This window comes from Streptomyces silvae (assembly GCF_016745505.1).
In the GTDB taxonomy this organism is placed as follows: Bacteria; Actinomycetota; Actinomycetes; order Streptomycetales; family Streptomycetaceae; genus Streptomyces; species Streptomyces silvae.
This window is the reverse complement of the sequence record NZ_JAERUC010000155.1, coordinates 1-15271: the sequence shown is the minus strand read 5'-3', so window position 1 is coordinate 15271 and position 15271 is coordinate 1. Positions and strand designations below refer to the sequence as shown.

15 protein-coding genes are annotated in these 15271 nt (G+C 69.9%); 9 read left to right on the top strand and 6 right to left on the bottom strand.

Going from position 1 to position 15271, the window contains the following annotated elements:
• Window positions 1–124: 124 nt before the first annotated feature.
• The 5 genes from JKV81_RS24865 to JKV81_RS24845 form a co-directional block, all read right to left on the bottom strand.
• A complete protein-coding gene (locus tag JKV81_RS24865) occupies window positions 125–847 on the bottom strand; it encodes a VOC family protein (protein ID WP_129265526.1) in 723 nt (240 codons plus the stop codon).
• A 237-nt stretch (window positions 848–1084) separates the two neighbouring features.
• Window positions 1085–1813, bottom strand: a complete 729-nt coding sequence (locus tag JKV81_RS36720) for a 4'-phosphopantetheinyl transferase family protein (RefSeq protein WP_129265527.1) — start codon at window positions 1811–1813, stop codon at window positions 1085–1087.
• Window positions 1814–1883: 70 nt separating this feature from the next.
• Entirely contained in the window at window positions 1884–2666 is a 783-nt protein-coding gene (gene dpgD / locus JKV81_RS24855) for an enoyl-CoA-hydratase DpgD (protein WP_129267131.1), read from the bottom strand.
• 52 nt (window positions 2667–2718) lie between these two features.
• Window positions 2719–3804: a ParB N-terminal domain-containing protein gene (locus JKV81_RS24850; RefSeq protein ID WP_164992713.1), complete on the bottom strand. Its 1086-nt coding sequence runs from the start codon at window positions 3802–3804 to the stop codon at window positions 2719–2721.
• 35 nt (window positions 3805–3839) lie between these two features.
• A complete protein-coding gene (locus tag JKV81_RS24845; RefSeq protein ID WP_129265529.1) occupies window positions 3840–4019 on the bottom strand; it encodes a hypothetical protein in 180 nt (59 codons plus the stop codon).
• Window positions 4020–4195: 176 nt separating this feature from the next.
• Between JKV81_RS24845 and JKV81_RS36855 the strand changes: the two genes are divergently transcribed.
• Window positions 4196–4411: a transposase gene (locus tag JKV81_RS36855; RefSeq protein WP_372444247.1), complete on the top strand. Its 216-nt coding sequence runs from the start codon at window positions 4196–4198 to the stop codon at window positions 4409–4411.
• A 240-nt stretch (window positions 4412–4651) separates the two neighbouring features.
• On the opposite strand, the gene JKV81_RS24840 is transcribed toward JKV81_RS36855, so the two are convergent.
• The gene (locus tag JKV81_RS24840) at window positions 4652–4960 is read right to left on the bottom strand and encodes a hypothetical protein (protein WP_164992714.1); all 309 of its coding nucleotides are present in this window, start codon (window positions 4958–4960) and stop codon (window positions 4652–4654) included.
• A gap of 139 nt (window positions 4961–5099) precedes the next feature.
• Here JKV81_RS24840 and JKV81_RS24835 point away from each other — a divergent pair, with 139 nt between their 5' ends.
• From JKV81_RS24835 to cysD, 8 genes are all read left to right on the top strand, one after another.
• Entirely contained in the window at window positions 5100–6125 is a 1026-nt protein-coding gene (locus JKV81_RS24835) for a helix-turn-helix domain-containing protein (RefSeq protein WP_129265532.1), read from the top strand.
• A 161-nt stretch (window positions 6126–6286) separates the two neighbouring features.
• Window positions 6287–9574, top strand: a complete 3288-nt coding sequence (locus tag JKV81_RS24830; RefSeq protein ID WP_129265533.1) for a non-ribosomal peptide synthetase — start codon at window positions 6287–6289, stop codon at window positions 9572–9574.
• A 79-nt stretch (window positions 9575–9653) separates the two neighbouring features.
• On the top strand, window positions 9654–10988 hold the full coding sequence (locus JKV81_RS24825) for an aminotransferase-like domain-containing protein (RefSeq protein WP_236057648.1): 1335 nt from the start codon (window positions 9654–9656) through the stop codon (window positions 10986–10988).
• A gap of 108 nt (window positions 10989–11096) precedes the next feature.
• Window positions 11097–12176, top strand: a complete 1080-nt coding sequence (dpgA, locus tag JKV81_RS24820; protein ID WP_129265534.1) for a 3,5-dihydroxyphenylacetyl-CoA synthase DpgA — start codon at window positions 11097–11099, stop codon at window positions 12174–12176.
• Between the two features lie 14 nt (window positions 12177–12190).
• Window positions 12191–12850: an enoyl-CoA-hydratase DpgB gene (dpgB, locus tag JKV81_RS24815; RefSeq protein ID WP_129265535.1), complete on the top strand. Its 660-nt coding sequence runs from the start codon at window positions 12191–12193 to the stop codon at window positions 12848–12850.
• On the top strand, window positions 12847–14145 hold the full coding sequence (gene dpgC, locus JKV81_RS24810; RefSeq protein WP_241748523.1) for a (3,5-dihydroxyphenyl)acetyl-CoA 1,2-dioxygenase DpgC: 1299 nt from the start codon (window positions 12847–12849) through the stop codon (window positions 14143–14145). Before dpgB ends, dpgC begins: the two co-directional genes overlap by 4 nt.
• 85 nt (window positions 14146–14230) lie before the next feature.
• On the top strand, window positions 14231–14788 hold the full coding sequence (cysC, locus tag JKV81_RS24805; RefSeq protein WP_202077870.1) for an adenylyl-sulfate kinase: 558 nt from the start codon (window positions 14231–14233) through the stop codon (window positions 14786–14788).
• A partial coding sequence (gene cysD / locus JKV81_RS24800) for a sulfate adenylyltransferase subunit CysD (protein ID WP_202077868.1) occupies window positions 14785–15271 on the top strand: 487 nt, incomplete at its 3' end. The genes cysC and cysD, both read left to right, overlap by 4 nt.

The window sequence follows — 15271 nt, the reverse complement described above, 5'->3', positions numbered from 1 at the left end:
ACTCGATGATGTTCACCGCGAGCCCGCCCCGCGCCGTCTCTTTGTACTTGACGTTCCGGTGGGCAGAACGCCGCGAGGTGCGGTGCCGGGGCACGCGAGCCCAGCATGATCCAAACGAGAGGCCCTAGGGGGAGGTCCGTACCACGAACTCGTTCCCGTCGGGATCGAGCATCCGGACCCGGACGGCGTCGGCGCCGCCCGGGTCCGCCCGTACCGCGCCGAGCGAGACCAGACGGCCGACCTCCGCCTCCGGGTCCGCGCCCACAGGCAGCGCCAGCTCGAGGTACAGCCGGTTCGTGCCCTTCTTCGGCGCCACCGGAGGGCCGCCCCAGGAGATCTTCGTACCGCCGTTCGGCGATTGAATCGCGGTTTCCTGGTCCTGGTCCCAGACCAGAGGCCAGCGCAGCGCCTCGCTCCAGAAGTAGCCGACCTCTTGAGTACCGTCGCAGGCCAGTGCTCCGATGGGACCGGTGTCAACGAGGAACGTGTTGCCCGCCTCGATGACGCAGAACTCGTTGCCCTCCGGATCGGCGAGCACCACGTGTCCGTCTTCGGGGCGCTGACCCACGTCGATGTGCGTTCCCCCGAGTTCGAGGGCCCTGGCCACCGTCCGCCGCTGGTCCTCGGGGGAAGCGCTCGTCAGGTCGAAGTGCGCCCGGTTCTGAGCGGTCTTCGGTTCGTGGCCCGGCAGGAAACGAATACGGAAGCCGGTGTCTTCCGGCGGCCGGATCGTCACGCCGTCGTCCGATCCGGGGGCCGGCCCCCAACCCAGGATCCCGGACCAGAAGCGGGCCAGTTCCGACGGCGTCGTCGCGTTGAAGCAGACCGCGAACAATTGGCTGGTCATACCCGATGCATCTCCGATCGCCTGAAGGCCGGTCCGGTACCTCGACCTCTTCGCGGGTTCAGCCTAGAGTCGCTGAGCGGCGCGTGCATGCGAGTGCGGTGGTCTCGGCCGCGTCGGCGACGCATCGTCACCGGTCCGCGGGCCGGTCCGGCCCCGGCGGGCAGATTCTCGGGAAGCCGTCCTGATCCGCCGGTTCCCGAGCCGAGGCCTGCGTAGTGGACACCGGCCGGCGCCTGCTCAGTAACAGCTGACCGTGGGGGCGCGCAGGGCGAGCGCGGCGGCGAATCCCTCGGGGGACGGCAGGTCCGTGAGGGACCAGGGAGGGCGGACGGCCTCGGCTGCCGGGCCGGTTCCCAGATAGCGCCGGTGGCCGTCGTGCGCCAGCCCCACGCCGACCCCCTTCAGATGAGCTTCCTTGCGCGCCCACAGGGTGGCGAACGCCGCGGCGCGTTCGGCAGGGGGAAGCGCGGCGAGTTCGACGTTCTCGTCCGGGTGGAAGAAGTGCTTCACCTGGGTCACCACCTGCGGGGTCGGCAGCGCCTCCACGTCTACGCCGACCGGCGTGGACGCGCAGGCCACGAACACCGCTTCGCGGCTGTGCGCCAGCGAGAAGTGGGCGCCGCCGCCCCGCAGGAGCGGACGGCCCGACGGGCTGCCGCACTCGGGGCAGGCACCGCGGCTCATCACAAGGTCCCGTGGAGGCGTGTCGAGCAGTGCGCCCAGCAGCAGCCTCAGCGCCACGTGCGCGACCAGGAAGGACCCGCGGTCCCGGGGGCGGGCGAACCGCTCCGCCCGCCTCAGCTCCGTCGCGTCCAGCACGCAGGGCGCGAGCTGTTCCGCCCACGGAGTCTGTGCTGTCGCGTCCAAAAACCGCACCAGCGCCTCGCCCGGAGTGGGCGGCCGCAACGGCTCGACCGGCCTGTCGAGCCGCAGTGCGACAGGACGGGGATTGGCCTGTGTCGTCACGTGGACATCCTCAAGAGTGCTCCGGTTCCCCTCGTCCGGGGCTCCGTGTGGCTCGGTACGGCTCGTGGGATCAGCGGGCCTGCCACCGGGGCGGCCGCTTCTCCACGAAGGAGCGGGGCCCTTCCTTCGCGTCCTCACTGTGCATACGCCGTTCCTCCCACGGGTAGCGCGTGGCGAACGCCTGCTCCAGGGGGAGATCGGCAGAGGCAAGCGCGGCCTCCTTGACCGCGCGGACCGCAAGCGGGGCGCAGCGCAGGATGTCGTCGACCCACGCGTCGACGCAGGGGTCCAACTCCTCGGCGGAAACCACCGAGTTGACGAGACCCAGTTCGTATGCACGAGCGGCACTCAGTCTGCGACCCGTCATGAGGTGGCCGAGCGCGACGCGGAACGGGGCCTGCCGAGTGAGCCGGAAGACCCCGCCCGCACCGGCCGTCAGGCCGAGCCGGGCTTCCGGCAGCCCGAACTCGGCATGCTCGGCCGCCACGATCACGTCACACGCCAGCGCCAGCTCGAATCCGCCGCCGAGCGCGTATCCGTTGACCCGCGCCACCACCGGCTTGGCCAGGTGGAACCGTTCGGTCAGCCGGGGCCAGCCCGGCATGCCGCGGCTTCCGAACGTCGATGGCGTCGTCTGCCCCGCTCCGTTGCGCCGCTCCAGCTCCTTCAGGTCCTGGCCGACGGAGAACGACCGGTCACCGGCACCGGACAGCACCGCTACCCACAGATCGTCGTCCTGTTCGAAATCGTCCCAGATATCGGCAAGCCGCTCATGGGTCGCCAGGTTCATCGCATTGAGCACTGTCGGGCGATTGAGCGTGACGCGGGCCACATGGCCATCTTTTTCGTACATGACTTCCAAGGTGGTCTTCTCCTCGCCGAGAAAGAGGGAGCACGTACGGTCGTTACGCGCTGAGCGCCTCGTCGTCGCCGAGGTCGCGCATCTCCTCGACCTGCCGCACCAGGTCCTCGGCCAGCCACCGCCACATTCCGGCGTATCCACGGGCCAGCTGGGCGACGGATTCCTTGCAGTGCGCGGGTACCGTCTCGGTGATCTTCTGCCGGTCCAGGGTGATCAGTGTGCACACGTCGAGCAGGCGCAGAAGGGACCGTCCGGACATGTTGTGCCGCAGGGAGGGATCGCGGGCCAGCATGCCGGTGATCTTCCTGACGTCCTCCAGCGCCGTGCGCAGCGACGCCTCGTCGGCCGGAGCGCGTCCGCCCGGCACCGGATCTCCGGCGGATCGGGCACCCGGCTGCCGCGTCGGGTGGGATGCTTCCGCAGGTCGGACCGCGCGCCCCCGTGCGCCGCTCGGTACCGGACTCTCGCCGCGGCGGATCCGGTCCCGCACGTCGGCCACGGTCGCCGGAGCGAGTCCTACCTCTGCCGCGATCTGCCGCAGAGAGGAGCCGGGATTGCTCCGGAGCAGCTCGCCGGCTCGTTCCCGCCGCCGTGCGGAATCGATGGGGCGGACCCGGCCGTCACGCCCCACCCGGGAGTCCGACTGAGGCAGGACCAAGTCCTTCCGCAGCCGCGCGATCTTCTTCGGGGAGAGTCCGGCGACCGCGGCGACCGCGCGGTCGGACCAACGCGGATGCGCGGCGAAGATGCGCACTGCCGCGGCCGACCGGTCGGCCGCGGACAAGGGTCGGCCGTGGATGACGTTGGCCGCCACGGCGAGGAGCAGGGCGTCGGCCTGGTCACCGTCGAAGAACCGCACCGCGATGTGGTCCGTGCCCAAGAGTTCGGCCACCCGCAGGCGGTGGGCGCCGTCGATGACCGTCATGCTCGCGCGGTGCACGAGGATGGGAGGGAGGTCGTCGGCGTTCTCGGCGAGGATCTGGATGTGTTCGGCGTCCTCGCCGTCAACCCGCGGGGAGAACCCCGTCCGTAGTTGGTTGACCGGGACCTGCTCGATGGGCAACGCATGGGTGAGGGACTGCAGCTTGATCAGATAATCGGAGTCTGCTCGCTCCGTGACCATTTCCATTTCGTGAATCCCATCAGATCCGAAATTGGCCGGTTTCACTGCCATCCGTGGTCGTTCTCACTCGCCGAAGGTGTTTCCGTGCCGTCTGCCTGCACGTGAACTTCCACGCCGTGGGGTCTGGCGCTCTGGATCTGCGCCGAAACCCCGGCACCCGTCGAAATGACACTGGCCACAATTGCACTGCGAAGGACATTGCGCAGAATCGGGTGGGTCATCGGATGCTCCATCTCCTGGACCGGATCTCGTTGATGGAGAAGAGACTGCCGTCGGTTCGTGGAGAGGGAAAGCGGGTGGCGGGGAGGTAAACTGGCCATGACCTAATCCGTCCACCGCAGCCTCGGAGCTCGTAAAAGGATCTTGCCGGCTTGCCCCGGTCCGGCGTGACGATGTGATGAGCCGGCCGTGGATCGTGGACGATGACTTGTGGGCACGGATCGAACCGCTGCTCCCGCCCTGGTCAGAACGGTCGCCAGGGCCCGAACCGGTAGATGGCGGGCTATGCCTGCAGGGCGTCACGTGCATCTTGCACCAGGACATTGCCTGGCAACTCCCGCCCATGGAGGCGGGGTTCTCCGGGCAGGCGCGCCGACGGCGTCTGGCCCGGTGACGGAGGGCCGGCGTCTTCGGCCAACTGCACCGCGTGCTGCTCGCCCAGCCCAACGCGGCTGTCCCGACGGCGCCCGCTGCGGGTCCGGCTCGACCCGGAGCACGGGCTGTGCCGGGCCACTCCGCGGATGGGCGACGGCAACCGGTCGATCGCGCCGGCCCCCCCGGGCTCCTGCACCACGCCGAGATCATTGCCCGACAGCCCGCAGGGAAGGCTCGCTGGAGATCCTGTCACGAGTTCTCAGGGCGGACCCGGCTGCAGATCCGGTCTGAACAACGGGCTCTCGGCCCGCACCAGCTCCCAGTCCTGCAGCTCCACGAGCCCGGAGCTGGCGTGGTCCCACAGAGCACGGGCCGCAGCCTCGGCCTCCAGGAGTGACTCGGTCCGCACGTAGAAGGCGACGACCGGATGCGGGAGCGCGTGCGGGTGCACGCTCGCGTGCTCGAAGCCGTGCAGGCCCGTGCAGAGCAGGGTTATCGACTTGGCGGTGGAGTCGGGTATTTCCGCCTCGGGCCGGCGCGGCCGGAGGGTCACATGGACGAGAAACATGGATGCGCTTCTCCTCCGAGCTGGGTCATCTGAATTGATATGAACAAAACTCTGTACAAATCGGGCACCTTCTTGCCTCGTTCAGACGCGACGCGTAAATTAGAATTGGCCAATTTATGAGTCGTCGGGGTGGGGAACAATGGTTGATGGTGAATTGGTGCATGGCCTTATGGGCTCGCTCGGCCTGGAGCCGATTGCCGAGTCCGTCTACAGCGCTCTGCTGGATGGGGTGGAGGGCGTCGTCGATATCTGCCTCCGGCTGAGTCTGCCGGAGCATGTCGTCCGGGACGCGCTCGACCGGCTGAGCGCGCTGGCCCTCGTGCGCGCGTCGGCCGAATCCCCTCACCGTGTGTACGCGGTCAGCCCGCGGCGGGGCATGGATGTCCTGATCGCACGTCAGCGCTCCGAACTCGCCGCGCACCAGCAGAGACTGGAGGCGGCCCAAGCCGCCGCGGCCACATTCATCCTGGCCTACGAGGAGCGTCGGCTGCCCGGAGCCTCCGAGGCGGAGGTCGAGTATCTGTCCGGGCTGGACGCCATACGCGACCACTTGGCGGTCATGAATGGTCAGGTTGCCGAAGAACTTCTCACTTTCGCACCGGGTGGCCCGCAAAAGCCCGCGAACATGGAGGCGTCCCGGCCTCTCAATCAGCAATTGCTGCAGCGCGGCGTGCAGATGCGGACCGTCTATCTGGACAGTATTCGCAGCGACCGGCCGACGACAGACCATGCGCGCTGGCTGATCGAGCAAGGGTGCAAAGTCCGTACCGTCCCGTCGCTGCCGAACCGGATGATCATCTACGACCGCAAGTCCGTGATGATCGCCGTCAATGCCGACGACACCGCGGCCGGTGCCGTTCGTGTGAGCGCACCGGGCATGGTGGCCGCACTGCATTCACTTTTTGAGAGGGTGTGGCAGTCCGCGGAGTCGCTTGAGGCGCCCGTGCTACCGGCTCCGGGACAGCTGACCGGCCAACAGGCCGAAGTGGTCCGGCTGTTGGCGCACGGCCACACAGATGAGGCTATCGCCAAGCGCCTCGGGGTGTCACCGCGCACCGCTCGCCGGATCACGTCGGGCCTGATGACCCAGCTCGGCGCGCGCAGCCGTTTCCAGGCGGGAGTGCTCGCCATCCAGCTGGGGTTCCTCCCGCTGAGTGCCGACTGACCCGCACACGGGTCGCAGCGGGCCGCCCCGGCGAAGGGCTCCGTGTCCGCGCGGACTGTCGCGGACTGTCCAAGTGATTCCCGGAGTCACTTGAGCGATTCATGCAATGAGAGCCGGACACGGGGCTTTTCGCCGGCCGTGCGCGAAGCCCGCAAAGATCAATGCGCGTTGACGCTCCTCTTCGTTTCTGGTCTGGTGGCCCACGACACCAGCAGATCTCCGATTCACGCTCATTCGAGATTCCGCGGAGATTATTCCCAGCCGGGCCACCCTCTGCTCCTGTTTTTGCAGGGCATTGCCCCGACCATGATGTGGAGTGGTACCAGATGCATGATGCGCCATCCCTTCATGGGCGGTTCCAGCAACAAGCCGCGCGTACGCCGGGCGCTGTCGCGGTGCGTTCTCGGGGGCGTGAACTGACCTACCGGGAGCTGGACCGGCGTTCCGGTGCGCTGGCGCACGTCCTGACGGATCTCGGAGTGGTCCGGGAGACACCGGTCGCCGTGCTGACCGATCGCGGTGTGGACATCACGGTGGCCCTTCTGGGGGTGCTCAAGGCCGGCGGTTGCTATGTGCCCCTGCACAGCGGGCAACCGGTGGAACGGATGGAACGAATCCTTCGCGAGACCGGGGCCCGCGTCCTGCTGGCCGACGCGGTGACTACCGCTCAGGGGCTTCCGGGGGGCGATATCACCGTGGTCCCGGTCGACGGGCCGGATGTCCCAGGGGCCGCGTCCGTGTCGACGGCGGTGTGCTCGACGGACCAACTGGCGTACGTCATGTTCACTTCCGGTTCCACCGGCACACCCAAGGGGGTCGCCGTCAGTCACCGCAACGTGCTCGACCTGGTGGACGACTCCTTGTTCGGCACCGGGCACCACGAGCGCGTTCTGATGATCGCCCCGTACGCGTTCGACGCCTCCCTGCACGGCCTGTGGATGCCCCTGTTGCGCGGTGCCACGTCCGTCATCGCCGCCGACGACGACGTGTCCGCGCCCCGGCTGCGCGCGCTGTTCGGCGCGGAGAGGATCACCAGCCTGGAGATGACCGCCGGCCTGTTGCGGACCATCGCCGAGTCCGATCCCGAGACCTTCCGCGGGCTGCGCGAGGTGTCCACGGGCGGCGACGTGATCTCCCCGGTCGCGGTGCGGCGGATTCTGGAAGCCTGTCCCGGAACGGTGGTTCGCGCCACGTACGGACCCACCGAGACCACCCTGTACGCCACTCAGCACGCCTACACGGATGCCTCCCGGGTCGCCGGTGAGATCGCCATGGGACGGCCCCTGGACGGCATGCGCGCACACATCCTGGACGAGCGGCTGACCCCGGCCGAGGCCGACGCACCCGGCGAGCTGTGCATCGCCGGGGCGGGGCTGGCCCGCGGATACCTGCGCCGCCCCGGACTCACCGCCGAGCGCTTCGTCCCCGATCCCGGCGGGCCGGCCGGCAGCCGGATGTACCGCACCGGTGACATCGTGCGCCGGGGCGCGGACGGTGTCCTCCACTTCCTCGGTCGTGCCGACGGCCAGGTCAAGATCCGTGGCTTCCGGGTCGAGCCGGGCGAGGTCGAAACCGTCATGTCGACGTTCCCGGGACTCGACCAGGTCGTGGTCACGGCCCGCGAGGCCGACGGCGGCAAGCGCCTGGTGGCGTACTGCGTGGGCGTCGGTGCCGTCCGCGCCGACGCGCTGCGCGACCATGCCGCGGCCGCCCTGCCCGACTACATGGTCCCGGCCGCGTTCGTGGCGCTGGACGCTCTTCCCCTCACGCCGCACGGAAAGATCGATCACCAGGCCCTGCCCGCCCCGCAGTTCACCACTTGCGCCGCCTACCGCGCCCCACGATCCGAGGGTGAGGTCAGGCTCTGCGCGCTCTTCGCGGTGGTTCTCGGCGTCGAACGAGTGGGCGTGGACGACAGCTTCTTCGACCTCGGCGGCCACTCCCTCCTCGCCACCCGGCTGATCGGTGAGTTGCGGGCCGCCTTCGGTACGGAGGTGTCCGTCCGGCAGATCTTCGGCGCGCCCACGGTCACCGCGCTGCTCCCTCTCCTTCGGGGGCAGGCCTCCGGTCCCGGCCGGCCACGGCTCGTCCGGAACCCGCGGCCGGCCCGCGTCCCGCTGTCCGCCGCCCAGCACCGGATGTGGTTCCTGGAACAGTGGGACGGGCCCTCGCCGCTCTACCACCTGCCCGTCGTCCTGCACTTGGACGGTGACGTGGACCGGGACGCGCTGCGCGAAGCGGTCCGGGACGTGATCGTCCGGCACGAGAGTCTGCGCACCGTCGTGGGTGAGGAGGCCGGCGAGCCCCACCAGGTGGTTCTCGCCCCGGAGGATGTGCGTCCCGCCTTGCCCGTCAGACACGTCCGCGCCGCGGGACTCGACGCCGCGCTCCGCGAGTCCGGCCGCCGGCCCTTCGACCTGCGGGCCGACATACCCCTGCGGGCGGAGCTGTTCGTCCTGGAGGAGCGTCGGCACGTGCTGCTGCTGACGCTGCACCACATCGCTTCGGACGGCTGGTCCAAGGCCCCGCTCAGCCGTGATCTCGCCATCGCCTACACGGCGAGGCGCGCCGGCGAAGCCCCGCGCTGGGCCGGTCTGCCCGTGCAGTACGCCGACTACACACTGTGGCGGCAGTCCCTCCTCGGTGACCCGCGGAACGCGGACAGCCTTGCCGCGCGTCAACTCGCCCACTGGAAACGTGCTCTGTCCGGTGTGCCGGACGAACTGGCGCTGCCCTTCGACCGGCCGCGCCCGGCGGACAGCGAGCACCGGGGCGCCGCGCTGCCGATCCGCTTCGACGGTGAACTCCAGGCGGCCGTGGTCGAGCTGGCGCGCAGCAATGGCGCCACGCCGTTCATGGTTCTCCAGGCCGGGCTGGCCGTGCTGCTGCACGAACTCGGTGCCGGGGAGGACATCCCCGTGGGGACCGTGGTGGCCGGGCGCGGCGAGGCGGCACTCGACGACCTGGTCGGCTTCTTCGCCAACACGGTCGTCCTGCGGACGGACCTGTCGGGTGCCCCCTCCTTCACCGAACTGCTCGCTCGGGTGCGGGAGGCGACCCTGGACGCGTACGCCCACCAGGAGGTGCCCTTCGAACAGGTCGTGGGAGCGGTCAACCCGCCCCGGTCCCTCTCCCGGCACCCGTTGTTCCAGGTCATGCTCGTCCTGCAGAACGTCGCGGGCTATGAGTTCACCGTGCCCGGCCTCGATGTCTCGGTCGTCGAGGAGGCCACGTCGACCGCGAAGTTCGATCTGCTCATCAGCCTCACGGAGCAGTACGACGACCGGCACCGCCCGCTCGGCGTCACCGGCTATCTCGAGTACGACACCTCGCTCTTCGACGCGTCGACGGCGGAACGCGTCCGCGACCGGTTCGCCGCACTGCTCGCGACGGTCGTGGCCGACCCGGGACACCGCAGCACGGGCGCCGGCCTTACCGCACCGGCCTGACCGGCGCCGCCCACACGCGTACACCGCCCCGCACCGCGGCCGCCCACGGGAAGAAACTCATCAGAACTCAGGGGAGCCCATGCCTGGAATCGCTGTGTCCACCGAGACCCGCCCACGGGACTGGCTGGAGAAGGCAGAGCTGCACGGCAGTGTCTCCGAGCCGGTGCTCGACACCATGAACTTCCTCAACGAGATAACCCATCGGTACCCGGACGCGATCTCGTTCGCCCCCGGGCGTCCCTGTGACGCCTCCTTCGACACCGAGCAGGTGATCGGCCACGTCCGCCGGTATCTGGACCACCTGGCGGAGCGGGGAGGCTCGCCGGACGACCTGCGCACCGCGCTGTACCAGTACGGGCCGACGGCGGGGCTGATCCGGGACATCATCGCCGACTCGCTGCGCGTGGACGAGAACACGGACGTGCCGGCCGAGTCGATCCTGGTGACCGTCGGCGCCCAGGAGGCCCTGCTCCTGGTTCTGCGCGCGCTCATCGCGGACTCCGACGACGTCCTGCTGGTCTCCAGCCCCTGCTACGTAGGGATCACCGGCGCGGCCCGGCTGCTCGACGTACGCGTCCGCCCGGTGGAGGAGCGCGAGGACGGGTTCAGCGCCGCCGATCTGGAGGCCGCGGTGCGTGAGGAGCTGGCGGGCGGCCGCCGCCCGCGCGCGTTCTACGTCGTGCCCGACCACTCCAATCCCTCCGGTGCCACCATGGGAGCACAGGCCCGGGAGGACCTGCTGAGGCTTGCCGAGCGCTACGACTTCCTGATCCTGGAGGACAGCCCGTACCGGCTGGTGAGTCCCGGAACACCGCTGCCCACCCTGAAGTCCCTGGACCGGGCCCGCAGGGTCGTGCACGTGGGCTCGTACTCCAAGACGGTCTTTCCCGGTGCCCGGGTCGGATTCGTCGTCGCCGACCAGCGCGTCCGTGACGCCGACGGCGGTGAACAACTGCTGGCCGCCGAGCTCACCAAGATCAAGAGCATGGTCACGGTCAACACCTCCCCGCTCGGCCAGGCGGCGGTGGCCGGCGCCCTGCTCGGCGCTCAGGGCCGGCTGTCGCAGCTCAACGCAGGGGCGGCCGTGCGCTACCGCGACGCGATGCGGGAGATGCTGCGGCAGCTGGACACCCGGCTTCCCGAGGCGCGACGCACGGCCCTCGGGGTGAGCTGGAACGAGCCGACCGGAGGCTTCTTCCTCACCCTGCGGGTTCCCTTCAAGGTGGGCAGCGAGCAACTGGCCCTCTGTGCACAGGACTTCGGCGTCATTTGGACGCCGATGACGCACTTCCATCCCGGCGCCGGAGGCGATCACGCCATCCGGCTGTCGATCAGCTCTCTGACGCCGGCCGAGATCCATGAGGGCACCGCGCGGCTCGTGCGCTTCGTCGAGGCGCAGTGCGCGGCGCTCTGACCGGCCCGGACAGGGCAGTACCCCAGCGAGAGAGGACATGCACGTGACCGACCCGAACCGGTGCCGTCGACCGCGGAGCAAGCCGCGTATGTGGGGGTGGATGTTCCGATGACCCCGGCATCCGCACTGCGGCCCCGCGCCCTGGGCGTGGGGACGGCGGTGCCAACCGCGTCGTACACCCAGGAGGAGGTGCTCGACACCTTCGCGATCACCGACCCCAAGATCCGTTCGGTGTTCCTCAACAGCGCCATCGAGCGCCGCCACCTGACGCTCCCGCCGCCCGACGGCGCGGGCGGCCGGGTCCACGAGGCCCAGGGCGACCTCCTTGACAAGCACAAGGCTCAGGCCGTCGGGATGGGGGCCGAGGCGCTGCTCGCCTGCCTCAAGCGGGCCGGGGCCGAGCTCTCCGATCTGCGCCACCTGTGCTGTGTGACGTCCACCGGGCTGCTCACTCCGGGACTGAGCGCCCTGCTCATCAAGGAGCTGGGAATCGACCGGCACTGCAGTCGCTCCGACATCGTGGGCATGGGCTGCAACGCAGGCCTCAACGCGCTGGGCGTTGTCTCCGGCTGGGCCGTCGCCCACCCCGGTGAGCTGGCCGTCGTGCTCTGCGCGGAAGCGTGCTCCGCCGCCTACGCCATGGACTCCACCATGCGTACCGCGGTGGTCAACAGCCTGTTCGGCGACGGGGCTGCAGCGCTCGCGATCCGTTCGGGGCACACCCCGGACGAGACGGTTGTCGTCGAAGGACCGCAGATCCTGAAGTTCGCCAGTTGCCTGATCCCGGACGCCATTGACGCCATGCGCTACGACTGGGACCGGGATCTGGGCCGGTTCAGCTTCTACCTGGACCCGCATGTTCCGTACGTGGTCGGTGCCCATGCCGAGCTGGCTGTGAACAGGCTCCTCGACGGGACGGGGCTACGGCGCAGCGACATCGCCCACTGGCTGGTGCACTCCGGCGGCAAGAAGGTCATCGACGCCGTCGCAGTCAACCTGAGGCTGACGAAGCACGACGTACGGCACACCGTCGGTGTCCTGCGCGACTACGGAAACGTGTCGAGCGGATCCTTCCTGTTCTCGTACGAACGGCTCCTGGACGAGGGGGTCGCCCAGCGCGGCGAGTACGGCGTGCTGATGACGATGGGTCCTGGTTCGACGATCGAAACGGCGCTGGTCCAGTGGTGAATGCGGAGGACGTTGTGGAAGAAGCACTGACTCTGGTGATCGACGGCACCGAACCGCCTTCGGCGGTGACGGCCGCGACCGTGCAGGCGTTCTGTGACACGGCTGAGGACCGGGCGGGTGCCGGTACCGTGGTGGTACGGGTCAGCGGGGCCCCGGCCGAGGGATGGACCAGCGGCCTCGACGTGAGCGCGGTCAGCAAGTGGGAACGCGCGCTGCGACGGTTGGAGAGGCTCGCGCGGGCCACGGTGGTCGTGGCGTCCGGCGACTGCGGTGGCGCGGCCCTCGACGTCTTCCTCGCCTGCGACATCCGGACGGTCACGCCTGACACCCGGCTGCTGGTGGCCCGGGACGCCGCCGCGACCTGGCCGGGCATGGCCGGATACCGGCTCGTCCAGCTGGGCGGGGCCGCCCGGGTCCGCCGCGCGCTGCTGTTCGGAGAGCCCATCGACGCCGCCACGGCGCTGCGGATCGGCGTCGCCGATGAACTGACCGAGGACCCCGAGGGTGCGCTCGCTGCCGCAGTGGCGCTGGTGGGCGCGCTGGTGGGCGATGAGATAGCCGTCCGGAGGCAGTTGCACTTCGACGCCGCGACGACGAGCTTCGACGAGGCGCTCGGCTCGCACCTCGCCGCATGCGACCGGGTGCTGCGCGAGCCGGTGGAGGTGGCGTCGTGACCGTGCAACTCTGGTCCGCGGTGCGGGCGACGGCCGCACATGTCGACAAGCTGGTGGCCGCGCTGCCCGAACCCGGCGCACGACTGCCCGGCGAACGGGCGGAGATCGCCGCGGCGAAGGACGCCGCCCGCACGATGCGCATGCGCTTCCTGCGGGCGCAGGCCGACGCAGTGTACGACCGTCTGACGGACGGCCGCACCAAGGGACTGCGGATCGCGGAACTCGTCGAGGCCGCTGCCGCGGAGTTCCCCGGGCTGGTGCCGACGGCCGAGCAGCTCGCCGCCGACCGCGGCCGCCGGCAGGCGGACAAGGAGGGCTACGAGATCGACCAGGGCATCTTTCTGCGCGCCGTCCTGGGCTCGCCCAGGGCCGGCGAGCACCTGCTCGACACGATGCTCCGCCCCACCCCCCGCGCGCTGCGGCTGCTGCCCGAATTCCTGCGCACGGGTGTACTGGAGACCGAGTCGGTTCGGGTCGAACGGCGGGACGGCGCGGCGTACCTCACGATGTGCCGCGACGACTGCCTGAACGCCGAGGACAACCAGCAGGTCGACGATATGGAGACCGCGGTCGACCTCGTCCTCCTCGATCCGCAGGTGAAGGTGGGGGTGCTGCGCGGCGGCACGATGACCCACCCGCGCTACCGGGGCCGACGGGTGTTCAGTGCGGGCATCAACCTCAAGAGCCTGCACGCCGGGGACATCTCTCTGGTGGGTTTCCTGCTGCAGCGTGAGATCGGGTACATCCACAAGCTCGTCCGGGGGATACGGACCGACGACGCGCCCTGGCACTCGCCCACAGTGGAGAAGCCGTGGGTGGCGGCCGTCGAGACCTTCGCCATCGGCGGCGGGACACAGCTGCTGTTCGCCTTCGACCACGTCCTGTGCGCGTCGGACGCCTACCTCAGCCTGCCCGCCGCCCGGGAGGGCATCGTGCCCGGAGCCGGTAACTTCCGTCTCGGCCGGGCCACCGGCCCCCGGATAGCGCGGCAGGTCATCCTCCAGGGCCGGCGGATTCAGGCAACAGAGCCCGACGCCCGGCTGCTGATCGACGAGGTGGTGGAGCCGGAGGAGATGGACGAGGCCGTGGCCCGCGCCGTCGAACGGCTGCGCGGCCCGGCAGTGGTGCCCAACCGCAGAATGCTGAACCTCGCCGAAGAGCCGCTGGACGCATTCCGCCGCTACATGAGCGAGTTCGCCCTCCAGCAGGCTCTGCGCCTGTACGGCGAGGACGTCATCAGCAAGGTGGGCCGGTTCGTGGAGGAGGCGCGGCCAACATGTCTTGTGCCGTCCTGACCTGCGCCGTGCCTCGTGCCCGCGCTCGCCGCGCGGGCACTCGACCCGGCCCCCCCGGGGGGAAAGAGGTGCCGGGGTGGCCGGGATGACGGTTCGGCCCGGAGCCGGGGAGCGGGGTGCCACCGTCTGGCTGACCGGTCTGCCGAGTGCGGGCAAGTCGAGCATCGCGGCCGCGGCGGCGGAGCGGTTGCGGGCGGCAGGACGCCGGGTGGAAGTGCTGGACGGGGACGAGATGCGCGGATTCCTCTCCGCCGGGCTCGGCTTCTCCCGCGCCGACCGGCACACCAACGTGACCCGCATCGGCTTCGTCGCCGAGCTGCTCGCCTCCCACGGCGTGCTCGTCCTTGCACCGGTCATCGCGCCGCACGCCGAGAGCCGGGCAGCGGTGCGCCGGCACCACGAATCGTCCGGCACGCCGTACCTGGAGGTGCACGTGGCCACGCCGGTCGAGGTGTGCGCCGACCGCGACGTGAAGGGCCTGTACGCCCGGCAGGCTGCCGGTGGGCTGACCGGACTCAGCGGGGTGGACGACCCCTACGACGTGCCGGCCGGCCCGGATGCGCGCATCGCGGCCCACCGGGAGGGCGTGGACGACTCGGTGGGGGCACTGCTGTACTTGTTGAAGAGAAGGGGCATCACATGACGTCATCGAGCGCACTGGCGGAGGCCGAGGCCGAGAAGGCGGGCGGGCCGGACGCCCTCACCCACCTCGACGTCCTAGAGTCCGAGGCGGTGCACATCCTCCGTGAGGTGGCGGGGGAGTTCGAGAAGCCGGTGATCCTGTTCTCCGGCGGCAAGGACTCCATCGTGATGCTGCACCTGGCGATGAAGGCGTTCACCCCCGCGCCGGTGCCGTTTCCCCTGCTGCACGTCGACACCGGGCACAATTTCCCCGAGGTGATCGAGCACCGCGACCGGATCGTGGCGACGCACGGGCTGGGCCTGCATGTCGCGTCGGTGCAGGAGTTCATCGACCGGGGACTGCTGCGCGAGCGTCCGGACGGGACGCGCAATCCGCTGCAGACGGTGCCGTTGGTCCACGCCATCCGCGAGCACCGGTTCGACGCGGTCTTCGGCGGCGGCCGCCGCGACGAGGAGAAGGCCCGGGCCAAGGAGCGCGTCTTCT